At 52.3% G+C, this 24117-nt stretch carries 26 protein-coding genes and 1 pseudogene; 16 read left to right on the top strand and 11 right to left on the bottom strand.

Annotated elements, in window-relative coordinates; all coding sequences use genetic code 11:
- Positions 1-69: 69 nt before the first annotated feature.
- Genes napF through ccmH form a run of 15 tightly spaced genes read left to right on the top strand, consistent with a single transcriptional unit; the run spans position 70 to position 12209 of the window.
- Positions 70-564 (top strand): ferredoxin-type protein NapF, encoded by a 495-nt coding sequence (gene napF, locus ACJHX3_RS13050; protein WP_000686723.1) that lies wholly within the window; start codon positions 70-72, stop codon positions 562-564.
- Positions 554-817: a chaperone NapD gene (gene napD, locus ACJHX3_RS13045; protein WP_000557378.1), complete on the top strand. Its 264-nt coding sequence runs from the start codon at positions 554-556 to the stop codon at positions 815-817. The genes napF and napD overlap by 11 nt, the downstream gene beginning before the upstream one ends.
- A complete protein-coding gene (gene napA, locus ACJHX3_RS13040) occupies positions 814-3300 on the top strand; it encodes a periplasmic nitrate reductase subunit alpha (RefSeq protein WP_000778064.1) in 2487 nt (828 codons plus the stop codon). The genes napD and napA overlap by 4 nt, the downstream gene beginning before the upstream one ends.
- A 6-nt stretch (positions 3301-3306) precedes the next feature.
- The gene (gene napG, locus ACJHX3_RS13035; protein WP_000091291.1) at positions 3307-4002 is read left to right on the top strand and encodes a ferredoxin-type protein NapG; all 696 of its coding nucleotides are present in this window, start codon (positions 3307-3309) and stop codon (positions 4000-4002) included.
- On the top strand, positions 3989-4852 hold the full coding sequence (gene napH / locus ACJHX3_RS13030; protein ID WP_024044130.1) for a quinol dehydrogenase ferredoxin subunit NapH: 864 nt from the start codon (positions 3989-3991) through the stop codon (positions 4850-4852). Before napG ends, napH begins: the two co-directional genes overlap by 14 nt.
- Complete coding sequence (gene napB, locus ACJHX3_RS13025) at positions 4849-5298, top strand: nitrate reductase cytochrome c-type subunit (RefSeq protein ID WP_000835177.1); 450 nt, start codon at positions 4849-4851, stop codon at positions 5296-5298. The genes napH and napB overlap by 4 nt, the downstream gene beginning before the upstream one ends.
- Positions 5299-5307: 9 nt before the next feature.
- Positions 5308-5910: a cytochrome c-type protein NapC gene (gene napC, locus ACJHX3_RS13020; protein ID WP_000528376.1), complete on the top strand. Its 603-nt coding sequence runs from the start codon at positions 5308-5310 to the stop codon at positions 5908-5910.
- 12 nt (positions 5911-5922) lie between these two features.
- On the top strand, positions 5923-6546 hold the full coding sequence (gene ccmA / locus ACJHX3_RS13015) for a cytochrome c biogenesis heme-transporting ATPase CcmA (RefSeq protein WP_000525568.1): 624 nt from the start codon (positions 5923-5925) through the stop codon (positions 6544-6546).
- Positions 6543-7205: a heme exporter protein CcmB gene (gene ccmB, locus ACJHX3_RS13010; RefSeq protein WP_000971741.1), complete on the top strand. Its 663-nt coding sequence runs from the start codon at positions 6543-6545 to the stop codon at positions 7203-7205. The genes ccmA and ccmB overlap by 4 nt, the downstream gene beginning before the upstream one ends.
- Positions 7206-7246: 41 nt before the next feature.
- Positions 7247-7984, top strand: coding sequence for a heme exporter protein CcmC (gene ccmC / locus ACJHX3_RS13005; RefSeq protein WP_094322024.1), 738 nt, complete (start codon positions 7247-7249; stop codon positions 7982-7984).
- The gene (gene ccmD / locus ACJHX3_RS13000; protein ID WP_000186540.1) at positions 7981-8190 is read left to right on the top strand and encodes a heme exporter protein CcmD; all 210 of its coding nucleotides are present in this window, start codon (positions 7981-7983) and stop codon (positions 8188-8190) included. Before ccmC ends, ccmD begins: the two co-directional genes overlap by 4 nt.
- Positions 8187-8666 (top strand): cytochrome c maturation protein CcmE, encoded by a 480-nt coding sequence (gene ccmE / locus ACJHX3_RS12995; protein ID WP_001026418.1) that lies wholly within the window; start codon positions 8187-8189, stop codon positions 8664-8666. Before ccmD ends, ccmE begins: the two co-directional genes overlap by 4 nt.
- Positions 8663-10606 carry a cytochrome c-type biogenesis heme lyase CcmF gene (gene ccmF / locus ACJHX3_RS12990; protein WP_410236150.1) on the top strand — a complete coding sequence of 648 codons (1944 nt, stop codon included), beginning with the start codon at positions 8663-8665 and terminating at the stop codon, positions 10604-10606. The genes ccmE and ccmF overlap by 4 nt, the downstream gene beginning before the upstream one ends.
- A complete protein-coding gene (gene dsbE, locus ACJHX3_RS12985) occupies positions 10603-11160 on the top strand; it encodes a thiol:disulfide interchange protein DsbE (RefSeq protein WP_000824447.1) in 558 nt (185 codons plus the stop codon). The genes ccmF and dsbE overlap by 4 nt, the downstream gene beginning before the upstream one ends.
- On the top strand, positions 11157-12209 hold the full coding sequence (gene ccmH, locus ACJHX3_RS12980; RefSeq protein WP_001211558.1) for a cytochrome c-type biogenesis thiol:disulfide oxidoreductase CcmH: 1053 nt from the start codon (positions 11157-11159) through the stop codon (positions 12207-12209). Before dsbE ends, ccmH begins: the two co-directional genes overlap by 4 nt.
- 34 nt (positions 12210-12243) lie before the next feature.
- Here the strand turns inward: ccmH and narP are convergent, their stop codons facing one another.
- Positions 12244-12891, bottom strand: a complete 648-nt coding sequence (gene narP / locus ACJHX3_RS12975) for a nitrate/nitrite response regulator protein NarP (protein ID WP_001113637.1) — start codon at positions 12889-12891, stop codon at positions 12244-12246.
- Positions 12892-13210: 319 nt separating this feature from the next.
- Between narP and yejO the strand changes: the two genes are divergently transcribed.
- Positions 13211-15802 (top strand): autotransporter YejO, encoded by a 2592-nt coding sequence (gene yejO / locus ACJHX3_RS12970; protein ID WP_123058347.1) that lies wholly within the window; start codon positions 13211-13213, stop codon positions 15800-15802.
- 1387 nt (positions 15803-17189) lie between these two features.
- On the opposite strand, the gene ACJHX3_RS12965 is transcribed toward yejO, so the two are convergent.
- The 10 genes and pseudogenes from ACJHX3_RS12965 to ACJHX3_RS12920 form a co-directional block, all read right to left on the bottom strand.
- Positions 17190-17468 carry a PerC family transcriptional regulator gene (locus ACJHX3_RS12965; protein ID WP_024164758.1) on the bottom strand — a complete coding sequence of 93 codons (279 nt, stop codon included), beginning with the start codon at positions 17466-17468 and terminating at the stop codon, positions 17190-17192.
- 2 nt (positions 17469-17470) lie between these two features.
- Positions 17471-18007, bottom strand: coding sequence for a ProQ/FINO family protein (locus tag ACJHX3_RS12960; RefSeq protein WP_000209995.1), 537 nt, complete (start codon positions 18005-18007; stop codon positions 17471-17473).
- A 35-nt stretch (positions 18008-18042) separates the two neighbouring features.
- Positions 18043-18468, bottom strand: coding sequence for a single-stranded DNA-binding protein (locus tag ACJHX3_RS12955; protein WP_000126711.1), 426 nt, complete (start codon positions 18466-18468; stop codon positions 18043-18045).
- 236 nt (positions 18469-18704) lie between these two features.
- Complete coding sequence (locus ACJHX3_RS12950; RefSeq protein ID WP_000817020.1) at positions 18705-20840, bottom strand: DUF927 domain-containing protein; 2136 nt, start codon at positions 20838-20840, stop codon at positions 18705-18707.
- A complete protein-coding gene (locus tag ACJHX3_RS12945; protein ID WP_000644969.1) occupies positions 20837-21124 on the bottom strand; it encodes a DUF4222 domain-containing protein in 288 nt (95 codons plus the stop codon). The genes ACJHX3_RS12950 and ACJHX3_RS12945 overlap by 4 nt, the downstream gene beginning before the upstream one ends.
- A 39-nt stretch (positions 21125-21163) precedes the next feature.
- Positions 21164-21349 (bottom strand): hypothetical protein, encoded by a 186-nt coding sequence (locus ACJHX3_RS12940; RefSeq protein WP_000919328.1) that lies wholly within the window; start codon positions 21347-21349, stop codon positions 21164-21166.
- Positions 21342-21530 (bottom strand): host cell division inhibitor Icd-like protein, encoded by a 189-nt coding sequence (locus ACJHX3_RS12935; RefSeq protein ID WP_001384686.1) that lies wholly within the window; start codon positions 21528-21530, stop codon positions 21342-21344. The genes ACJHX3_RS12940 and ACJHX3_RS12935 overlap by 8 nt, the downstream gene beginning before the upstream one ends.
- A 50-nt stretch (positions 21531-21580) precedes the next feature.
- Positions 21581-21802, bottom strand: a pseudogene (locus ACJHX3_RS12930) (hypothetical protein); the annotation flags it as partial.
- 373 nt (positions 21803-22175) lie between these two features.
- Positions 22176-22367, bottom strand: coding sequence for a helix-turn-helix transcriptional regulator (locus ACJHX3_RS12925; protein ID WP_001201666.1), 192 nt, complete (start codon positions 22365-22367; stop codon positions 22176-22178).
- A gap of 338 nt (positions 22368-22705) precedes the next feature.
- The gene (locus tag ACJHX3_RS12920; protein WP_000101297.1) at positions 22706-23950 is read right to left on the bottom strand and encodes an integrase domain-containing protein; all 1245 of its coding nucleotides are present in this window, start codon (positions 23948-23950) and stop codon (positions 22706-22708) included.
- Positions 23951-24117: the final 167 nt, after the last annotated feature.

Here is a 24117-nt window from a genome sequence, read left to right as displayed (position 1 = left end):
GGCTTATTAATTATGCGGTTTATTTGGTCGCTCTCAATTTTCAGAGCGCGTTAATGATGGAAGGTCAATGTGAAGATTGATGCATCCCGTCGGGGCATACTCACTGGTCGCTGGCGCAAAGCCAGTAACGGTATCCGTCCGCCCTGGTCCGGTGATGAATCTCATTTTCTGACCCATTGCACCCGCTGCGACGCCTGTATTAATGCTTGTGAAAACAACATTCTGCAACGCGGCGCGGGCGGCTATCCGAGCGTTAACTTCAAAAATAACGAGTGCAGCTTCTGTTACGCCTGCGCGCAGGCTTGCCCCGAATCGCTATTTTCTCCGCGCCACACCAGGGCCTGGGATTTGCAGTTCACCATTGGGGACGCGTGCCTGGCGTATCAGTCAGTTGAATGCCGCCGCTGTCAGGATAGCTGTGAGCCAATGGCAATTATCTTTCGCCCGACGCTCTCCGGGATCTACCAGCCGCAACTTAATAGCCAACTTTGCAACGGATGTGGAGCATGTGCAGCCAGCTGTCCGGTATCAGCCATAACTGCGGAGTATCTCCATGCACACTAACTGGCAAGTTTGCAGCCTGGTCGTGCAGGCCAAAAGCGAACGAATTTCAGACATCAGCACCCAACTGAACGCCTTTCCCGGCTGTGAAGTTGCTGTCAGCGACGCGCCGAGCGGTCAGTTGATTGTGGTGGTGGAAGCAGAAGACAGCGAAACGCTGATCCAAACCATTGAGTCAGTACGCAACGTAGAGGGCGTGCTGGCGGTGTCGCTGGTTTATCACCAGCAGGAAGAGCAAGGTGAGGAAACACCATGAAACTCAGTCGTCGTAGCTTTATGAAAGCTAACGCCGTTGCGGCCGCTGCGGCGGCTGCCGGTCTCAGCGTGCCGGGCGTTGCCCGCGCCGTTGTTGGTCAGCAGGAAGCCATTAAATGGGATAAAGCGCCGTGCCGTTTCTGCGGTACTGGTTGCGGCGTTCTGGTCGGAACGCAGCAGGGGCGTGTGGTGGCCTGTCAGGGCGACCCGGACGCACCGGTTAACCGTGGTCTGAACTGCATTAAGGGCTATTTCCTGCCCAAAATCATGTACGGTAAAGACCGTTTGACGCAGCCGCTTCTGCGTATGAAAAACGGTAAATATGACAAAGAAGGCGAATTTACCCCAATCACCTGGGATCAGGCCTTCGATGTGATGGAAGAGAAATTCAAAACCGCCCTGAAAGAAAAAGGGCCGGAGTCGATCGGTATGTTCGGTTCTGGTCAGTGGACTATCTGGGAAGGTTATGCCGCGTCCAAGCTGTTTAAAGCGGGCTTCCGTTCGAACAACATCGACCCGAACGCGCGTCACTGTATGGCGTCGGCAGTAGTTGGCTTTATGCGTACCTTTGGTATGGATGAGCCGATGGGCTGCTATGACGACATCGAGCAGGCTGACGCGTTTGTGCTGTGGGGCGCTAACATGGCGGAGATGCACCCGATCCTCTGGTCACGCATCACTAACCGTCGTCTCTCTAACCAGAACGTCACCGTGGCGGTGCTTTCTACCTACCAGCATCGTAGCTTCGAGCTGGCGGATAACGGCATCATCTTTACGCCGCAATCTGACCTGGTGATCCTGAACTACATCGCCAACTATATCATTCAAAACAATGCGATAAATCAGGACTTCTTCAGCAAGCACGTTAACCTGCGCAAAGGGGCGACGGACATCGGCTACGGTTTACGTCCGACCCATCCGCTGGAAAAAGCAGCGAAGAATCCGGGTTCTGACGCCTCCGAACCGATGAGCTTTGAAGATTACAAAGCCTTCGTTGCCGAGTATACGCTGGAAAAAACCGCCGAAATGACTGGCGTACCAAAAGATCAGCTGGAACAACTGGCGCAGCTGTATGCCGATCCGAACAAGAAAGTCATCTCCTACTGGACGATGGGCTTCAACCAGCATACTCGTGGCGTGTGGGCCAACAACCTGGTCTACAACCTGCACCTGCTGACCGGCAAAATTTCCCAGCCGGGTTGCGGTCCGTTCTCCCTGACCGGGCAGCCTTCCGCGTGTGGTACTGCGCGTGAAGTGGGCACCTTTGCTCACCGTCTGCCTGCGGACATGGTGGTGACTAACGAGAAACACCGTGATATCTGCGAGAAGAAGTGGAATATCCCGAGCGGCACCATTCCGGCGAAAATCGGTCTGCACGCGGTGGCACAAGACCGTGCGCTGAAAGACGGCAAGCTGAATGTTTACTGGACCATGTGTACCAACAACATGCAGGCCGGGCCGAACATTAATGAAGAGCGTATGCCGGGCTGGCGCGATCCGCGCAACTTCATCATCGTCTCCGATCCGTATCCGACAGTCAGTGCGCTGGCCGCCGACTTGATCCTGCCGACCGCAATGTGGGTAGAGAAAGAGGGCGCTTACGGTAATGCCGAACGCCGTACTCAGTTCTGGCGTCAGCAGGTACAGGCACCGGGCGAAGCGAAATCGGATCTCTGGCAGTTAGTCCAGTTCTCCCGCCGCTTCAAAACAGAAGAAGTATGGCCGGAAGAGCTGCTGGCGAAGAAACCGGAACTGCGTGGCAAAACGCTGTACGAGGTTCTGTATGCCACCCCGGAAGTGAGCAAATTCCCGCTATCCGAACTGGCGGAAGATCAGCTGAACGATGAATCCCGCGAGCTGGGCTTCTATCTGCAAAAAGGGCTGTTCGAAGAGTACGCATGGTTTGGTCGCGGTCACGGTCACGATCTGGCACCGTTCGATGACTACCACAAAGCGCGCGGTCTGCGCTGGCCGGTAGTGAACGGTAAAGAAACGCAGTGGCGTTACAGCGAAGGTAACGACCCGTACGTGAAAGCGGGCGAAGGCTACAAGTTCTACGGTAAACCGGATGGCAAAGCGGTGATCTTCGCGCTGCCGTTCGAACCGGCGGCGGAGGCACCGGATGAAGAGTACGACCTGTGGCTCTCTACCGGACGCGTTCTGGAGCACTGGCATACCGGCAGTATGACTCGCCGTGTACCGGAACTGCACCGCGCCTTCCCGGAAGCGGTCCTGTTTATTCACCCGCTGGATGCGAAAGCGCGCGATCTGCGCCGTGGCGACAAAGTGAAAGTGGTTTCTCGCCGTGGCGAAGTCATCTCGATTGTTGAAACGCGCGGTCGTAACCGTCCGCCGCAGGGCCTGGTGTACATGCCGTTCTTCGACGCCGCACAGCTGGTTAACAAACTGACGCTGGATGCGACCGATCCGCTCTCGAAAGAGACGGACTTCAAGAAGTGCGCGGTCAAACTGGAGAAGGTGTAAGCCATTATGTCCCGGTCAGCGAAACCTCAAAATGGTCGCCGCCGCTTTCTGCGCGATGTCGTTCGCACAGCTGGCGGGCTGGCTGCCGTGGGTGTGGCGCTGGGGTTACAACAGCAAACCGCACGCGCATCTGGCGTGCGGTTGCGCCCGCCCGGAGCCATAAACGAGAACGCCTTTGCCAGTGCCTGTGTGCGTTGCGGTCAGTGTGTTCAGGCTTGCCCTTACGACACCTTAAAACTGGCGACGCTGGCCTCTGGCCTGTCGGCGGGCACGCCATATTTTGTCGCACGGGATATTCCTTGCGAAATGTGTGAGGACATTCCGTGCGCCAAAGTGTGCCCGAGCGGTGCGCTGGATCGTGAGATTGAATCGATCGACGACGCGCGGATGGGGCTGGCGGTGCTGGTGGACCAGGAAAACTGTCTCAACTTTCAGGGGCTGCGCTGCGATGTTTGTTATCGCGAATGCCCGAAAATTGATGAGGCCATCACCCTGGAGCTGGAGCGCAACACGCGTACCGGTAAGCACGCCCGCTTTCTGCCGACGGTTCACAGCGACGCCTGTACCGGCTGCGGTAAGTGCGAAAAAGTGTGCGTGCTGGAACAACCGGCAATCAAGGTGTTACCGCTGTCACTGGCGAAAGGGGAGTTAGGTCACCATTACCGCTTCGGCTGGCTGGAGGGGAACAATGGCAAATCGTAAACGTGACGCCGGGCGCGAGGCGCTGGAGAAAAAAGGCTGGTGGTGCAGTCACCGTTGGCTGGTATTGCGTCGCCTTTGTCAGTTCTTCGTGCTGGGGATGTTTTTGAGCGGCCCGTGGTTTGGTGTGTGGATCTTGCACGGCAACTACAGCAGTAGCCTGTTATTCGACACCGTTCCACTGACCGATCCGCTGATGACGCTGCAAAGTCTTGCCAGCGGTCATCTGCCTGCCACGGTGGCGTTGACCGGTGCGGTGATTATCACCGTGCTCTACGCGCTGGCAGGAAAGCGATTATTTTGCAGCTGGGTCTGCCCGCTGAATCCGATTACCGACTTAGCGAACTGGTTACGCAGACGATTTGACCTCAATCAGTCTGCGACGATCCCTCGCCACATTCGCTACGTGCTGTTGGTGGTCATTCTGCTGGGATCGGCCTTAACCGGCACGCTCATCTGGGAATGGATCAACCCCGTTTCCCTGATGGGGCGCAGTCTGGTAATGGGATTCGGCAGCGGCGCGCTGCTTATTCTCGCGCTGTTTTTATTTGATCTACTGGTCGTTGAACACGGCTGGTGCGGGCACATTTGTCCGGTTGGCGCGCTGTATGGCGTGCTGGGTAGCAAAGGTGTCATTACCGTTGCGGCCACCGATCGGCAGAAATGTAACCGCTGTATGGATTGTTTTCATGTTTGCCCGGAACCGCATGTGCTACGTGCCCCGGTGCTGGATGAACAAAGCCCGGTGCAGGTCACCAGCCGCGATTGCATGACGTGCGGTCGCTGCGTGGATGTCTGTTCTGAGGATGTATTTACAATAACTACACGATGGAGTTCGGGAGCGAAATCATGAAAAGCCATGACCTGAAGAAAGCGCTGTGTCAATGGACGGCGATGCTGGCCCTGGTGGTGAGCGGCGCGGTTTGGGCGGCTAATGGCGTCGATTTTAGCCAGTCGCCGGAAGTATCCGGGACGCAGGAAGGGGCCATTCGGATGCCAAAAGAGCAGGAACGGATGCCGCTGAACTATGTGAATCAGCCGCCAATGATCCCGCATAGCGTTGAAGGTTATCAGGTAACGACCAATACCAACCGCTGCTTGCAGTGCCACGGTGTCGAAAGCTATCGCACCACTGGCGCACCGCGCATCAGTCCTACTCACTTTATGGACAGCGACGGCAAAGTGGGCGCGGAAGTGGCTCCGCGTCGTTATTTCTGTCTGCAATGTCACGTACCGCAGGCTGATACCGCGCCAATCGTGGGGAATACCTTTACCCCGTCAAAAGGTTACGGGAAATAAGAGGTTATTATGGGAAATTCTGACCGTAAGCCTGGTCTGATTAAGCGCCTGTGGAAATGGTGGCGTACCCCCAGCCGTCTGGCGCTGGGGACGCTGCTGTTGATCGGCTTTGTTGGCGGCATCGTCTTCTGGGGCGGCTTTAACACCGGGATGGAAAAAGCCAATACCGAAGAGTTCTGCATTAGCTGCCACGAAATGCGTAACACGGTGTATCAGGAATACATGGATTCCGTGCACTACAACAACCGTAGCGGCGTTCGTGCGACCTGTCCGGATTGTCACGTTCCGCACGAGTTTGTGCCGAAGATGATACGCAAGCTCAAAGCAAGTAAAGAGCTGTATGGTAAAATTTTTGGCGTTATTGACACGCCGCAGAAATTTGAAGCTCATCGCCTGACGATGGCACAGAATGAGTGGCGGCGCATGAAGGACAATAACTCGCAGGAGTGCCGTAACTGTCACAACTTCGAGTATATGGATACAACCGCCCAGAAATCGGTTGCCGCGAAGATGCATGACCAGGCGGTGAAAGATGGGCAAACCTGTATTGATTGCCATAAAGGGATAGCGCACAAGCTGCCCGATATGCGCGAAGTCGAGCCAGGTTTTTAACAGGGTTATTGCGTGGGTATGCTTGAAGCCAGAGAGTTACTTTGCGAGCGGGATGAACGAACCTTATTTAGTGGCTTGTCATTTACGCTGAACGCAGGAGAGTGGGTACAAATCACCGGTAGCAACGGCGCGGGGAAGACAACGCTTCTCCGTTTGCTGACGGGGTTGTCTCGCCCTGATGCGGGTGACGTTCTCTGGCAAGGGCAGCCCTTGCATCAGGTTCGCGACAGCTACCATCAAAACCTGTTATGGATAGGCCATCAGCCGGGGATCAAAACCCGGCTGACGGCGTTAGAAAATCTGCACTTTTATCATCGCGATGGCGATACCGCACAATGTCTGGAAGCTCTGGCGCAGGCCGGGCTTGCCGGATTCGAAGATATTCCGGTAAATCAACTTTCTGCCGGGCAACAACGCCGCGTCGCTTTAGCGCGTCTGTGGCTGACCCGTGCCACGTTATGGATCCTCGACGAGCCTTTTACCGCGATTGACGTTAACGGCGTCGATCGTCTGACCCAGCGTATGGCGCAGCATACGGAGCAGGGGGGGATTGTGATTCTGACTACCCACCAGCCGCTCAACGTTGCTGAAAGTAAAATTCGCCGCATTTCACTGACGCAAACGAGGGCCGCATGATGTTCTGGCGCATTTTCCGTCTTGAGCTGCGCGTAGCGTTTCGCCACAGCGCCGAAATCGCCAACCCGCTGTGGTTCTTCCTGATTGTCATTACCCTTTTTCCGCTCAGTATCGGTCCGGAGCCGCAACTGCTGGCGCGTATTGCACCGGGCGTTATCTGGGTTGCCGCACTGCTTTCATCCTTGCTGGCACTGGAGCGTCTGTTCCGTGACGATTTGCAGGACGGCAGTCTTGAACAATTGATGTTGTTGCCGTTACCCTTGCCCGCCGTTGTGCTGGCGAAGGTGATGGCGCACTGGATGGTAACCGGTCTGCCGTTACTTATCCTTTCGCCCCTGGTAGCAATGCTACTGGGAATGGATGTTTATGGCTGGCAAGTGATGGCGCTGACGCTACTGCTGGGAACCCCTACGCTTGGCTTTCTCGGAGCACCGGGCGTGGCGCTGACAGTGGGACTTAAGCGCGGTGGTGTGCTGCTCAGCATTCTCGTATTACCGCTGACTATCCCATTACTCATCTTTGCCACCGCCGCGATGGACGCGGCTTCTATGCATTTGCCCGTTGATGGGTATCTGGCAATTTTAGGCGCGTTGCTGGCAGGCACCGCGACATTAAGTCCTTTTGCGACGGCGGCAGCGTTACGAATCAGCATTCAATAACGCTGGATTACTGATTTTTGTTCGAGTCTGGTATCGAAACTATGTGGAAAACACTGCATCAACTGGCGATCCCACCACGGCTGTATCAAATCTGTGGCTGGTTTATACCGTGGCTGGCAATTGCCAGTGTGGTCGTGCTTACCGTCGGCTGGATCTGGGGATTCGGCTTTGCTCCGGCTGATTATCAACAGGGAAATAGCTACCGCATTATCTACCTGCATGTGCCTGCGGCGATCTGGTCGATGGGCATTTATGCATCAATGGCGGTGGCGGCGTTTATTGGCCTTGTCTGGCAGATGAAAATGGCCAACCTGGCGGTGGCGGCGATGGCCCCCATTGGTGCCGTGTTTACCTTTATTGCCCTGGTTACCGGCTCTGCATGGGGAAAACCGATGTGGGGCACCTGGTGGGTATGGGACGCACGCCTGACTTCTGAACTGGTGCTGCTGTTTCTGTATGTTGGTGTAATTGCCCTGTGGCACGCCTTCGACGACCGGCGTCTGGCGGGCCGTGCGGCAGGTATTCTGGTGCTGATTGGCGTGGTGAATCTGCCGATTATTCATTACTCCGTGGAGTGGTGGAACACCCTGCATCAGGGATCAACGCGGATGCAGCAAAGTATCGATCCGGCGATGCGTTCGCCGCTGCGCTGGTCGATTTTTGGCTTCCTGCTGCTGTCTACCACGCTGACGCTGATGCGGATGCGTAATTTGATTTTGCTGATGGAAAAACGCCGTCCGTGGGTGAGTGAACTGATACTGAAAAGAGGCCGTAAATGACCCCTGCATTTGCTTCCTGGAATGAATTTTTCGCAATGGGCGGTTACGCCTTTTTTGTCTGGCTGGCGGTGGTGATGACCGTTATTCCGCTGGTGGTTTTGGTCGTGCACTCGGTGATGCAGCATCGCGCAATTCTGCGTGGCGTGGCGCAACAGCGGGCGCGTGAGGCGCGTTTACGTGCTGCGCAACAGCAGGAGGCTGCATGAATATTCGCCGTAAAAACCGCTTGTGGATTGCCTGTGCCGTGTTGGCAGGGCTGGCGCTGACTATCGGTCTGGTGCTATATGCGCTGCGCTCGAATATCGATCTCTTTTATACGCCGGGGGAAATTCTCTACGGCAAGCGTGAAACTCAGCAAATGCCGGAAGTCGGTCAGCGTCTGCGCGTTGGCGGGATGGTGATGCCGGGTAGTGTGCAGCGCGATCCCAATTCGCTAAAAGTAACTTTCACCATTTACGACGCTGAAGGTTCAGTAGATGTCTCTTACGAAGGCATTTTGCCGGATCTGTTCCGTGAAGGGCAGGGCGTTGTGGTGCAGGGCGAACTGGAAAAAGGCAATCATATCCTCGCGAAAGAAGTGCTGGCGAAACATGATGAAAACTACACGCCGCCAGAAGTTGAGAAAGCGATGGAAGCCAATCACCGTCGCCCGGCGAGTGTTTATAAGGACCCAGCATCATGATGCCGGAAATTGGTAACGGACTGCTGTGTCTGGCGCTAGGAGTTGCGCTGCTGCTGTCCGTGTATCCGCTATGGGGCGTGGCGCGCGGAGATGCGCGCATGATGGCGTCTTCCCGCTTGTTTGCCTGGCTGCTGTTTATGTCTGTAGCTGGCGCATTTCTGGTGCTGGTCAATGCTTTCGTGGTCAACGACTTTACCGTCACCTATGTTGCCAGCAACTCCAATACCCAGCTTCCGGTGTGGTATCGCGTGGCGGCTACCTGGGGCGCGCATGAAGGTTCGCTTCTGCTGTGGGTGCTGCTGATGAGCGGCTGGACCTTTGCGGTGGCGATTTTTAGTCAGCGTATTCCGCTGGATATTGTGGCCCGCGTACTGGCGATAATGGGGATGGTCAGCGTCGGCTTTTTGCTGTTCATTCTCTTTACCTCTAACCCGTTCTCACGCACGTTGCCGAACTTCCCGATTGAAGGTCGCGATCTTAACCCGCTGTTACAGGATACGGGGCTGATCTTCCATCCGCCTCTGCTTTATATGGGGTACGTCGGTTTCTCGGTGGCGTTTGCTTTCGCCATTGCTTCTTTGTTGAGTGGGCGTCTGGACAGCACCTATACGCGTTTTACCCGCCCGTGGACGCTGGCGGCGTGGATCTTCCTGACGCTCGGCATTGTGCTCGGTTCCGCATGGGCCTATTACGAACTCGGCTGGGGCGGCTGGTGGTTCTGGGATCCGGTAGAAAACGCCTCGTTTATGCCGTGGCTGGTGGGGACTGCGCTGATGCACTCACTGGCGGTCACTGAACAACGCGCCAGCTTCAAAGCGTGGACATTACTGCTGGCAATCAGTGCCTTCTCGTTGTGTCTGCTGGGGACTTTCCTGGTGCGTTCCGGCGTGCTGGTATCGGTACACGCGTTTGCGTCTGATCCGGCGCGCGGTATGTTTATCCTCGCCTTTATGGTGCTGGTGATTGGCGGTTCGCTGCTGCTGTTTGCCGCGCGTGGACACAAAGTTCGCTCACGCGTAAACAATGCGCTGTGGTCGCGGGAATCTCTGCTGTTAGCGAACAACGTTTTGCTGGTCGCCGCGATGCTGGTGGTGTTGCTGGGGACGCTGCTGCCGCTGGTGCACAAGCAACTGGGACTGGGCAGTATTTCGATTGGCGAACCGTTCTTCAACACCATGTTTACCTGGCTGATGGTGCCGTTTGCGCTACTGCTGGGTGTCGGTCCTCTGGTGCGCTGGGGGCGCGATCGCCCACGTAAAATCCGCAATTTATTGATTATCGCCTTCATCTCTACGCTGGTGCTGTCTCTGCTGTTGCCGTGGCTGTTCGAAAGCAAAGTTGTTGCGATGACGGTGCTCGGCCTGGCAATGGCCTGCTGGATTGCGGTGCTGGCAATTGCGGAAGCTGCGCTGCGTATTTCACGCGGCACGAAAACCAACTTCAGTTATTGGGGGATGGTGGCGGCTCACCTGGGGCTGGCAGTGACAATTGTTGGCATTGCCTTTAGCCAGAACTATAGCGTTGAGCGTGATGTGCGCATGAAGTCCGGCGATAGCGTCGATATTCATGAATATCGCTTCACCTTCCGTGATGTCAAAGAGGTGACTGGCCCGAACTGGCGCGGCGGTGTGGCGACTATCGGCGTAACGCGAGATGGCAAGCCGGAAACGGTGCTGTATGCGGAAAAACGTTATTACAACACTGCTGGGTCGATGATGACCGAAGCGGCGATTGACGGTGGCATCATGCGTGACCTGTACGCCGCGCTCGGTGAAGAGCTGGAAAACGGCGCGTGGGCTGTGCGTCTTTACTACAAACCGTTTGTTCGCTGGATTTGGGCGGGCGGGCTGATGATGGCGTTGGGCGGACTGCTGTGTCTGTTTGATCCTCGCTATCGTAAGCGCGTGAACCCGCAGAAAACTGCGCCGGAGGCTGTATGAAGCGCAAAGTATTGTTAATTCCGTTGATTATCTTCCTGGCGATTGCCGCGGCGCTGCTGTGGCAGCTGGCGCGTAATGCCGAAGGGGATGATCCGACCAATCTGGAATCGGCGCTCATTGGCAAGCCAGTGCCGAAGTTTCGCCTCGAATCACTGGACAATCCGGGGCAGTTTTATCAGGCGGATGTGCTGACTCAGGGCAAACCAGTGCTGCTTAACGTCTGGGCGACCTGGTGTCCGACCTGCCGTGCGGAACATCAATATCTGAATCAGCTTTCTGCGCAGGGCATCCGCGTGGTCGGCATGAACTATAAAGACGATCGCCAGAAGGCAATCAGCTGGCTGAAAGAGCTGGGCAATCCTTACGTACTAAGCCTGTTTGATGGCGACGGCATGTTAGGACTGGATCTCGGTGTCTATGGCGCGCCAGAAACGTTCCTCATCGACGGCAACGGCATCATTCGCTATCGCCATGCGGGCGATCTCAATCCTCGCGTCTGGGAAGAAGAGATCAAGCCGCTGTGGGAGAAATACAGTAAGGAGGCCGCACAATGAGGTTTTTATTGGGCGTGCTGATGCTGATGATCTCCGGCTCAGCGCTGGCGACCATCGACGTGTTGCAGTTTAAGGATGAAGCGCAGGAGCAGCAGTTCCGGCAACTCACTGAAGAACTACGCTGCCCGAAATGCCAGAACAACAGCATTGCCGATTCCAACTCGATGATTGCCACCGACCTGCGCCAGAAAGTGTATGAACTGATGCAGGAAGGTAAAAGTAAGAAAGAGATTGTCGATTATATGGTGGCGCGTTACGGCAACTTCGTCACTTACGATCCGCCGTTAACGCCGCTGACCGTGCTGCTGTGGGTGCTTCCGGTAGTGGCTATTGGCATTGGAGGTTGGGTCATTTACGCCCGTTCGCGGCGTCGGGTACGCGTGGTGCCGGACGCGTTTCCTGAACAAAGCGTGCCGGAAGGTAAGCGTGCCGGATATATTGTTTATCTGCCGGGTATTGTGGTGGCGTTAATTGTGGCTGGCGTCAGCTACTACCAGACGGGCAATTATCAGCAGGTGAAAATCTGGCAGCAGGCCACGGCACAGGCTCCGGCGTTACTGGACAGGGCGCTGGATCCGAAAGCCGATCCGCTCAACGAAGAAGAGATGTCGCGCCTTGCGCTGGGGATGCGTACTCAACTGCAAAAAAATCCGGGAGATATAGAAGGCTGGATTATGTTGGGCCGCGTTGGCATGGCGCTGGGTAACGCCAGTATCGCCACCGATGCATACGCTACTGCGTATCGCCTCGATCCGAAAAACAGCGATGCTGCACTGGGATACGCTGAAGCGTTGACACGTTCATCTGATCCCAACGACAACCGCCTCGGCGGTGAACTGCTACGTCAGCTGGTGAGAACGGATCATAGTAATATCCGTGTGTTAAGCATGTATGCGTTTAATGCCTTTGAGCAGCAGCGATTTGGCGAAGCCGTTGCCGCGTGGGAGATGATGTTGAAACTCTTACCTGCCAACGATACTCGCCGTGCGGTGATTGAACGTAGTATCGCGCAGGCGATGCAACATTTGTCGCCGCAGGAGAGTAAATAATAAGAGGCCCGATGGTGATGCCATCGGGCTATTTTTATTGTGCCCCGCGTTGTTGCAGGAACAGAATGGTGGCCGCCACGCGTGAGCGGACATTGAGTTTACGCAGCAGATTGCGAATGTGTACTTTTACTGTCTGCTCGGAAATATTCAACACCGAGGCAATCTGTTTATTTGACAGCCCCTGTGCCAGCTCGTGCAGAACATCCAGCTCGCGCTCCGTCAGCACGCTGAAGGGATCTTCTTCTGCTCCAAACATTTCACGTTCACGTAAGTACTGATTGACGCGTTCGCTAAAGACTTTGCTGCCTTTCGCTCCGGCACGAATCGCTTCCAGCAACACTTCCGGGTCGCTGTCTTTCAACAGATAACCGTCTGCGCCTGCGTCTATCAGCGCAAAGACATCGCTGGAGGCATCTGATACGGTCAGGATAATAATTTGCGCGGTAACGCCATCCCTGCGCAAGGCATTGAGGGTATCCAGGCCACTCATACCTTTCATATTGAGATCCAGCAAGATCACGTCGATATCCAGTCTATTCGCCAGATCGATCGCGCTCGCGCCGTCGCCCGCTTCGGCGACCACTTCAAAGCCAGGATCAAGCTCCAGTAACTGACGAACACCGCGTCGCATAAGTGGATGATCATCCACAATCATCACCTGAAAAGGCGTTGCTTCAGGCATAGTAGTCTCCTGAGGTTTTATTAGAATCATTATGTTTGAGCGTAGCGTTGGTAACGCTACCAGGCGCGTGAATGTTACCCCATTTTATGTATGGACATGTAGCGAAAACTACAACCTTGTCGTTCGCTTTGGCATCATTTTCATTATAAAGACGGAATTTTGCATCAGCTTCTCATCAAGAAAAACAACTAAAAAATCAATCACAATACTTGTGCATTTCTTTAAACAGTTTTTAAAAACTGACTCCGGGTATGGAGCTATGGGTATTTTCTCTACCCAATGCTTTTAACAGCAATTAATTTCATAGGATGAAAGCTCAATGCATCAATCTGGTTCTGTTTCTCTTTGTCGTTCCGCAATATCTGTTCTGGTGGCTACAGCGTTATATTCACCCATAGCATTGGCATCAACAGTTGAGTATGGTGAGACAGTTGATGGTGTTGTCCTGGAAAAAGATATCCAGCTGGTTTATGGGACCGCCAATAATACGAAAATCAATCCTGGCGGAGAACAGCATATTAAAGAATTTGGTATAAGTAGTAATACTGAAATTAACGGCGGGTATCAGTACATTGAAATGAATGGCACCGCAGAATACTCAGTATTAAATGATGGTTATCAAATTGTTCAAATGGGTGGCGCAGCAAACCAGACTACCCTCAATAATGGTGTGCTACAGGTTTATGGCGCAGCGAATGATACCACCATTAAAGGCGGGCGCTTAATTATTGAAAAAGATGGGATTACCGTCTTTGCCGCTATCGAAAAGGGAGGATTACTGGAGGTTAAAGAGGGGGGATTAGCATTTGCGGTAGATCAGAAAGCAGGCGGTGCGATTAAAACAACCACGCGGGCCATGGAGGTATTCGGAACAAACCGTCTCGGTCAGTTCGATATCAAGGATGGTATTGCTAATAATATGCTGTTGGAAAACGGCGGAAGTTTGCGAGTTGAAGAAAATGACTTCGCTTATAATACCACTGTGGATAGTGGCGGCTTACTGGAGGTTATGGATGGCGGGACTGCAACTGGCGTTGATAAAAAAGCAGGCGGAAAATTAATTGTCTCAACGAATGCACTGGAAGTGAGTGGTACAAACAGTAAAGGCCAATTTAGTATAAAAGATGGTGTGTCAAAAAATTATGAACTGGATGATGGTTCCGGGCTCATTGTTATGGAGGACACGCAGGCCATTGACACTATCCTTGATGAGCATGCCACTATGCAATCGCTGGGAAAGGATACTGGTACGAGAGTGCAGGCAAATGCGGTATATGATCTCGGTCGATCAGATCAGAATGGAAGTATAACGTATTCCTCTAAAGCCATCTCTGAAAATATGGTTATCAACAATGGCCGCGCTAATGTCTGGGCTGGCACGATGGTTAACGTTTCAGTCAGAGGGAATGATGGCATTCTTGAGGTCATGAAGCCGCAAATAAATTATGCACCCGCTATGTTGGTGGGTAGTGTCGTGGTTTCTGAGGGCGCTTCTTTAAGAACGCATGGTGCCGTGGATACCAGCAAAGCGGATGTTTCGCTCGAAAATAGCGCATGGACCATCATTGCCGATAACACTACGACGAACCAAAACACTCGCCTCAACTTAGCCAACCTTGCGATGTCCGGCGCAAATGTGATTATGATGGCTGAACCAGTGACTCGATCATCTGTGACGGCAAGTGCGGAAAATTTCACTATGTTGACTACCAATACCCTGTCGGGAAACGGAAATTTTTATATGCGTACCGATATGGCTAATCATCAGAGCGATCAGCTCAACGTCACCGGTCAGGCAACAGGTGATTTCAAAATATTTGTGACGGACACGGGGGCCAGCCCGGCAGCAGGTGATAGCCTTACACTGGTAACAACGGGCGGCGGTGATGCTGCATTTACGTTGGGCAATGCCGGAGGCGTTGTTGATATCGGTACGTATGAATATACCTTGCTGGATAATGGCAACCATAGCTGGAGTCTGGCAGAGAATCGCGCGCAAATTACCCCTTCAACCACTGATGTGCTGAATATGGCGGCAGCACAACCGCTGGTATTTGATGCAGAACTGGACACCGTGCGTGAGCGTCTTGGTAGCGTAAAAGGCGTTAGTTACGATACGGCGATGTGGAGTTCGGCAATTAACACCCGCAACAACGTGACCACTGATGCGGGAGCTGGCTTTGAGCAAACATTGACGGGCCTGACGCTCGGTATCGATAGCCGTTTCTCCCGTGAAGAAAGCAGTACAATTCGCGGCTTGTTCTTTGGTTACTCTCATTCTGATATTGGTTTTGATCGCGGCGGCAAAGGCAATGTCGATAGCTATACCCTGGGGGCTTATGCCGGTTGGGAGCATCAGAACGGTGCCTATGTTGATGGGGTGGTGAAAGTTGACCGTTTTGCCAACACCATCCATGGCAAGATGAGTAATGGGGCAACAGCGTTTGGCGATTACAATAGTAACGGCGCGGGTGCTCATGTCGAGAGCGGGTTCCGTTGGGTTGACGGATTGTGGAGTGTTAGACCTTATCTGGCCTTTACCGGCTTTACCACAGATGGTCAGGACTACACGTTATCAAACGGCATGCGTGCGGATGTGGGAAATACCCGCATATTACGCGCTGAAGCGGGAACGGCGGTAAGCTATCACATGGACCTGCAAAACGGTACGACGCTGGAACCCTGGCTGAAAGCCGCCGTACGTCAGGAATACGCCGATTCTAACCAGGTGAAAGTTAATGACGATGGCAAATTTAATAATGATGTGGCTGGAACCCGTGGCGTTTATCAGGCTGGGATAAGGTCATCGTTTACCCCGACGTTAAGCGGTCATTTGTCTGTCAGCTATGGCAATGGCGCAGGGGTAGAATCACCGTGGAATACTCAGGCGGGTGTGGTCTGGTCGTTCTGATAACAGACAATAAACAGGCCGTGATGTGTCGCGGTCTGTTTATCGAATTAAATGCAGATATAAAAAAACCAACCTTTACGGTTGGTTTTTTTCACGAGAGTAGTTTAATTGAGCCTGTAACTGCATGATTTTAAAGATGTAGATTAATTGAGTTTTGAAATTGTATATCCAAACGTATAACTAAAATAATTTGCTGCAAAAATGTACAGCTTTAACCGTTATCATTTTCCTGCTATCCGCTATGAAGCTGGCTGGTGGATAAGCACGGATAACCTGACATCTACAGCCGCCTTAAAAAGCTGAACCCGACAAGCATATCGGCATCATGCCCACCAGCGTGACGCATTTTTTTAATTGCGCGGGCGTAAAAATTTGACGGGGCGGACAGTTCCATAAGTAATGGATTGCAGGAATTTCGCCCCCCCTCCTGAATGCAATTTTTCGTATATATATACAAAACCACCCGTCCCACCTGTCCCGCCTGTCCCACTAGCACCTAACAAATTGATTTTGTTAAAAATAAATTAGGTAAAGTGGGACGAGTCCAGGCTGTTTTGGGACAAGTTGGGGGGGAGGTGGGACAAGTCGAGCGAGTGAATCAAGCCGTGTTAGCGCGGTAAACCGACAGTGCCGCCGCAATTTTGCGTTGTCGGGAGGCCACCGTAACAGCCACCATACGCGCACAATCTTCGGTGGTAACGCAATCCAGACGTGCGCAACATCCCCAGATAGGAAATCATTAGCTAGCACAGCTAATTGCGCCAGAATCGATTACAGCGCGTTTCTGTGGCATTCAAGAACGGCTATCACTAGCGTATTGATATGTAATCCGCATATGAGTTTAAGCAACAAAATGATCCCCTTTCGAAAAAGGCACTAACCGTTTTTTCCGAAATGATCCGTTGGTGATTTTGTAACTTATTGTTTTGTAGATGTAATTTTAAATTTGGTAGGGTTATAAATAGGGGGGATTTTTGTCAAGAATTGCAAATAATGCTCATTTGTTGTTCTTTATTTGTTTGTTTTCTGTTCGTTAATGGGGGATCATTTTGCACTTTTTGGGGGATCATTTCGGATGGGGTGGGGCTGGCAACACGCCAGCACCCTCGATGCGTTTGTGTTTAGCAGTACTCCCAGTCTGTGGCTAGTAGGCTCTCAGGAGATAGCGTAACGCTATCCTCTGTGACGGGATTCAACGCAATCAAATCGTTTCCGCGCCGTTCGAGAAAGACGATGTACGGAAGATGCCAGGCACTGCGGCGAGCTGGCACGCGTCGGCCTGGCTGCAACTTGTCGAGAATATCCACCAGCGAAACGTTCATGTGATTCAAAAAACTCCTGAAACGCTCTACAACTCAATAACACAAAAAATAATGCAGAACTGCCACTATAAAACCTTGTCTGTCTGGTAGTTCCGCCAGACAGATTTTGCGATTTCTATCCCCATATCCGCCTGTGTGCGGTGTGCTGCCTCTCTCAAGCCCCCGAAATTATCCAGCATGACGGGCGAACGTGCTGCCTTGTGGATACATTCCGCGCGACGCTTTACTGCCTGTTCGCGCTCCTTATCGGTATTCACCTGTTGCATGACCTCAGCCCATCGGGCCGCCGCTCTCCGGTACAGGCCTTTAGCCTCCAGATCTTCCGCTTTGCTGTCGTGAATCATACTCATACGCCAGCTTGCTCCTTGTTCGACTTACGTTTGCGCTTCTCTTTCAGTGCCATCAGTCGTGCTTCCGCGTCCTGCTGTTCCTGTTGTGTCACCTCGCCGCATGGCTGGCTATTCAGATCGTAACGCACGCCACCAGCCATTAAGGCACGGTAATAACGCGGAGAATGAGCATAAGATGCTAGCGCCGCACGTAATGCCCCTGACCCAAAAGCCAGCGCCCTGACGGCAATATCCTGTATCAGGTCTTCAAATATCCCTACCTTAAGCGGCTTCGGTGATTCCAGGCTGAATAATTCAGGCCATAGTTCAATAAGACGGTTAACGCGCCTGCGGTTTTTGCCTTGGCGTTTGGTCATATGCCGCCACGGTGTCGCCCCTGTGGGCTTCTGTTTGCGGCTCTGCTGTGCGTTCTGATTGCCGGGTATCACTTTATGCGCTGATGTGGTTTTATCCTGCTGCTGTGTCGTCTGTGTCTTTTTCTGTGGTATGCCGTAAATGCCTTTCGGTTTTCTGCTAATAGTCAGTGTAGTCATTATTTGTTAACCTCTGTTAGTGAATCCACTGGCAGTTAAAATGGTATTTCGTCCTCATACGGGTCATCCTGCTGGCCCGTCTGCTGCTTTGTCCTGTTCAGTGCGTCAGTAGCCTGCCCTTGCTGTCCTTTCCTGCCTCCTGGTCGCACGGTTCGCGCACTGATTACGCTGTCTGCGATGACCTGCCAGCCCTGCCGCATTTCCCCGTTCTGGTCTGTCCACTGGCTTATCTGCATGTTACCCACCACGCTCACCAGTTCGCCTTTCTGGTGTTTTGCCAGTGCATCGGCCTGTCTGCCAAACGCCAGGACGGATAACCACATCGTCGCTGTTCCGTCATATGCCTGACTGCACGGAAGGGGAACAGCCATACTCACCAGCGCCATTGGTGTTCCCTTGCTGGTGGTTTTTAACTGCGGGTCAGCCACCAGCCGCCCGTAAGCTGATATTTGTGCCGTCATATTGTCTGCTCTCCGGTTTTAAATGTTGGTTGGATTTTTAATGTCCACCAGCCAGGCAAAAAATAACGCCTGCTGACTTGTCCCAAAATGCTCCTAACTTGTCCCAAAATCACCTTAACTTGTCCCGCTCTTGTCCCACTTTTTCTGATATTACCCAATATAATTCAGTATGTTATGTGTGTTTCTCACAGGTTGGGACAGGTGGGACAAGAGTCTTTAAACCTACACGCGAGAGATTAACCACCTTCATCATCATGATCCTGTGCAAGTAAAAGGCCGTACACCCTTAGTCGTGCCCCCTTCATGTGCTTAAGACGTGGTGTTCTGATTTGCCATCCTTCCCCGCTGGCTGGCTTTTTCAGCATTCCGGCTTCGTGAAGGGCTCTTGCTACGGCATCCTTGTTAAATCCCTTCGCCACATGCGATTTAAATGGCTCCGGCAGGACGTAAAACAAAACAGGCTCACCGTAACGCCCCTCGCTTTCCCTGTAGCCGTACAGTTCTGAAATCGGCAGGCTTGCAGGGTCATAATTGACAGGCGCAAACCTGCTCATGCCGTAGGCAGTAAGAAATGCCTCTGCCTGTTCAATAATCTGCCTGTGTTCCTTGTTACCCGTGCCGAACTCCTTCACCCAGGCATTAAAGTTATGCTGAATGGCATCACAGCACGTCTGAACATTCCAGCCCGTAACATGACCGGACAGCACAAGCGCGGCCTCCAGTATGGCGAATCGTTCCCCTACGCGATGAACCTGTTCGCCGTAGCTCTCCGGTATTAGGTTGCGCCACCGTTCACGGCACGCCCTTACCGTGTCCTTAGCCTCCTGCTGGTGGGCTGCCAGCCATTTAATCCATTCACGACCCGCCGCCCCGTGGTTTTCTGTCCAGGCGGCTTTTAACGCGTCTGCGTGCGCCTTTCCTGTGCTGTATTCGTGAAACTGCGTAGACTTCTCCATCGGCACGTTAAGCAACCTGACAAGCTGCCCCGCCTTGACTTTTATCCCCTCACTTTTGAGGAATGTTTCAACGTCCATTTCTCCGGTACTGATCGCCACCGTTCGCCAGTGTTTTATCTCCCTGTTGCCGCCGTCCTTCGCCCCCTGTAATTTCCCCGAACCGTTAAACAGCGTATAAGCCGATGTGGACACCTCCCGCGCGTTTCCGGCCTGGCCTATTTCATCCAGGGGTAACAGCCCGTCGTTGTGTGCCTCTGCCTCGTTGGCGATACCTAACGCCGTTCCGTACCAAGTCAGCCGTTGCGCGTCCGGCTCTCCCCATAAACTTGATGCGATGTTCTGTGTGGTGGTTTTCCCTGCCGATGATTGTTCGAAAAGATGTACCCCGAAGCCGTCAGCGCCCACCAGCCCGATTAATGGTGCTGATAACGATACCGCCACACCCAGCATCATGGACGGATTACCACCAGCCAGTCGCGCCACTGTATCGCGCCAGCCCTCTGTCGTTCCTGCTACGGAATAACCATTAACGGCAGCCGTTTTTCCGGTAAACAGGATCGGTTTTTCAGACTCACCAATGACTGAACCGTCCGGCATGATGTACGCGCCAAAATGCCACCCCGTTGTTGTGCTTAACTGCCATTCCTCATGGTTTCCGCTTAACTGCATCCAGTCAGCCAGGATAGCCCTGTATTTGCCGTTGGTTGTCACATTGAGTCCGTGATCTTTCAGCAGCCGCCAGCCGTCACGGTCGCCAATGCCACCGCACGGGATCGCCATTGTGATGACTTCATGATTTGCTAATTTTTTCCAGCGCATCACGCGGTAATGCTCTTTACCGATCGTTCCCGTTCCCAGTAGTTCAAGCGGGGAACATAACCACGCCTCAGGCCGGATAATTTCGCCTGACTGTTTGTCAACTTTGGGCGTTACCCAGAAAACACCATCGGCGCGACTTTCAACGCGGGGTTTTAATTCATCATCGCCCTGGCTTTCTGTGATTTTTTTCTTTAAGGGCAACACCAGACTTTCCCCGCGCTCGTATTCGTCTTTGAGGCGAGGCAACTGGTCGGATAAATCCGCCGGGCTGGTGTCAGTTATCCCCGCATATTCGTATACGGTCTTCACGCCAGCCACAGCCAGCAATGTGACGATCTGTGTAAGGCTACGTTCAGTGATGTGCCCTGCGCGGTAAACACGCACACACTGACGGCTATCATCAATAATCTGATAACCGGTAATATCTTTCAGGTGTTCATCTGACAGAACGACAGGCGGCACATTGTCGGCGGCAATATGCTTACCTGCCCATTCCTGCCACTCTTTCGCATGGCTCCACGCATCACTACCCGCAAAAATGATAACCTCCGTCATTTTGTCGGCTGGCTGGTGCTTTAAGTTCGGTGCGCGTTTCATTTCTTGCCCCCAGTAACCAGCATTTCGCGGATTTTGCGGATATATCTTGCTGCACGGTTCTGATTTACGGTTTCACGATGATCCACCAGCGTAAAATCACGCTGGAACTGATAAACAGGCATCACGCAGTCATATTCGTATCCTTCACGGCGGTAGATCATGCGTCGTTCACTCACGCCCTTAATCATTACCGTGCTGCCGTATTTATCGCGGTAAATATCGCCGTGCATGAATTCAGGACGAGTTTTACCGCTGGCAGTAAAGCCAGAATTTTTTGCTTTCATTTATCGAATTACGTTTTTGTTAAAGCTGTATTAATGAGATTAATGAACTGTCGCCACTTCAATTACGGCACGGATCATCACCTGCGTGAACCCACAGCCGATTAACTCTTCTTTCAATATTGCGATAGCTGCATTAACGCTGGTGGCGTTCACGTTTTGCTGATTATCAATAACGTGGCCTTGATGATTTACAGCGCGTGCGGTTATCTGAAATCGCTTAAGCATGCCTCACCCCCTGACGAATACGGGCAGCGAATACAGCAACACAGCCGGACGGGCAACAGTTACGCGCTTCTCGTTCGGTTGATGCCTCGACGTGAACAACACGGGAATCAGTCGGATTAAAGATGACAAAGCGCCAGATAAATGTGTTTTGAGAATGTTCGAGGGTAGGGGTAGTAGCCATTTGGCAGCCTCCTGTAACGTTGGGATATACCCACCGCCGGAGGTGGTAAGCTCGCTGGCGGTGGACTGTACAGGGTTACCACAACTGGTGTTACAGGAAACCAGCCTGACCGAAGTCAGCCCCATACAGCCCACCATTGATAAGGCGTGCGCGTGCGCCGATACAAAAAAAGACGCCTGGCGCGTCTGTATCGCCTGTAACTCCAGCGGGGTGGTAATCCCGACACCCGTTTTATGAGGTGCGCAGGGAGTATATCCCGTTTTCTTGCTCATGTGGTCGGATGTGTTGATGGTATGTCCACCATACAAATTACATTGCCCACCAGCCGTAAATATGGCATTGTTGGCGATGTATTCAAGTTTAATACATGTCCTCTGGCGGCCCTCTGCGGTCGCCTTTGTTTTATTTGTAACAAGCATATTTCTTTTGTCGTTTAAGCTATGCGATTGTACGTTTCCGTTTAAAACGGAAGTGCGATTAGTTCAATTGATTCTTTCGTAAGGTTTGAACTGAATAATAACATCAGCCATATTTTTTATGGTTGAACGAAAACCTGCCCCTGTTTGGGCATTTTTGCCAGTATTCATAATGTTCTCTCTTAATTGTCTTGTTGCTTGATAGTAATCAGGCGAGCGTTAATCACACTTACGCTTCACGAGTTTCCCTCTCACGTTCTTTCAACCAGGCGAGTACCTCATCTTCATACCAGCCAATGCGACGCAGCCCGATACGGAATCCTTTGGGGAACCCGCCTTTGTTAACCATCTCCGTTAGGGTCGAATCAGATTTAATGCGTAGCAAGGCCTTTACCTCTGGTCTTAAAAGAATAGCCCTCATCTTATTTCTCCTCTAGACAGCAAAATATCACTTTTTGAATGGAAATGACGGTAACATGTGAAAGTATAGAAAAAAGAATACAAAATCATAAAAAAATAAGTCAAGAGCCATTTAGCAAAAACTATTTATTTTTCTTCTGACTTTAAATAATGGGTATTCTAACTTTAAATAATGAGTCTTCTGAGTTTAAATAATGGGCGTTAGAGAGCTAAATGTATTTTTCTAACATAAAACTAAGCGGTTTAAATTGGCTCCAAATTGGCTCCAAATTGGCTCCAAATTGGCTCCAAATTGGCTCCTGGTTGGTGTCAATTAGGAACCAATAATTTTTAAATATTTTATTTTATTCCGCGTAATCCCCTGTGCCCGCTGGCGATGGTTATTCCGGTTGCAGCAGATTCCACAAAATCACCCCACCAGCACATTAACACTTTACGTTTTTCTAGGTAGTTGCTTCGGTTGTATGCCCGTCTAACTTCGTTCGTGTCCACGTGTGCGAGTGCGGCCTCGATTACGTCCGGCTCGAATCCTTCTTCGTTCGCCGCTGTGCTGAATATGGCGCGTAGTCCATGAGATACCAGCACACCAGCGTAACCCATTCGCCGTAATGCTGCGTTTGCTGTCTGGCTGCTCATTGGTTTCACTGGATTTTTAAGACTTGGGAAAACATGCTCCCTTCGTGCGCTAATCGGCTTCATGGCTTCAAGCACTGCCATCGCCTGAGCGCAAAGGGGGATCACATGATCACGGCGCATCTTCATGCGTCCGGCTGGTATCGTCCAGGTTGCCGCCTCAAGGTTGATTTCTTCCCACCGTGCGGCGGAGGCTTCGGCTGGGCGGGTTGCAGTTAACAACTGCCACTCAATCAACAATTTGGTCTGTCGTTCTATGCTGGCAATCGTTAAATCGTTCATAAGTTGCGGTAGCTGTTCTGGTCGAATAGTTGGCATGTGCTTTTTGGTCGGGGTGGGGAATGCCTTTCGAACATTGGCGGCGGTATTGATGTCAATTATCCCGCTGTTGGCGGCGTAGTCCATAACCTCGTTTATTCGCTGCAAAACGCGCTTTAGCGTTTCCAGATTGCCACGTGCCTTGATGGGCGTGAGTATCTCAACAAAGCGGCGAGCGGTGAGAGTATCTATCGGTGTGTTTCCGATATACGGGAATACATATTTCTCTAGCGAGCGCCAGATGTCCTTGATCGTATTGTGGGCGAGATTCTGGTTTTTTTTCATTTCGTACCACGATGCGGCCACATTTTCGAACGTGTTGCCCTGTCGTCGAGCCTCTGCTTCGCGTTTTTGCCGTTCGTATTCCTGCGGGTCGGTTCCTGCCGCAATTAACGTCCTGTACTCGCTACGGCGCTTTCTGGCATCAGCTAGGGAGACTTCATCAAGCGATCCCAAACTAATGATTGTTCGTTTTTTATTCGATGGGCGATAGTAATTGAATCGCCATAGTTTCGAACCAGACGGCTTAACAACGAGAAAAAGCCCGCCGCCATCCTGTAAGGTGTATTCTTTTTCCGCTGGTTTAGCTGCTTTGAGCTGTGTGGTGGTGAGTGGGGTTGCCTTTCTTGCCATACGTTTTTGAATCCACGGGAAAAAACAGGTTCTAGTTATACGGATTTAGCTATGCGCCAGCCCGTATAACTAAACATATAACTAAAAAAAACGTCTGAAAACTACTGTTACCGTCGAATAACGATGATTAAAAACAATAAAAAAACCCGCCATTCAATGAATTAGCG

It is taken from the genome of Escherichia sp. WS1265 (assembly GCF_046487585.1).
Lineage (GTDB): Bacteria > Pseudomonadota > Gammaproteobacteria > Enterobacterales > Enterobacteriaceae > Escherichia > Escherichia coli.
The sequence above is the reverse complement of the archived record's forward strand: the minus strand, read 5'-3'. Positions and strand labels throughout refer to the sequence as shown.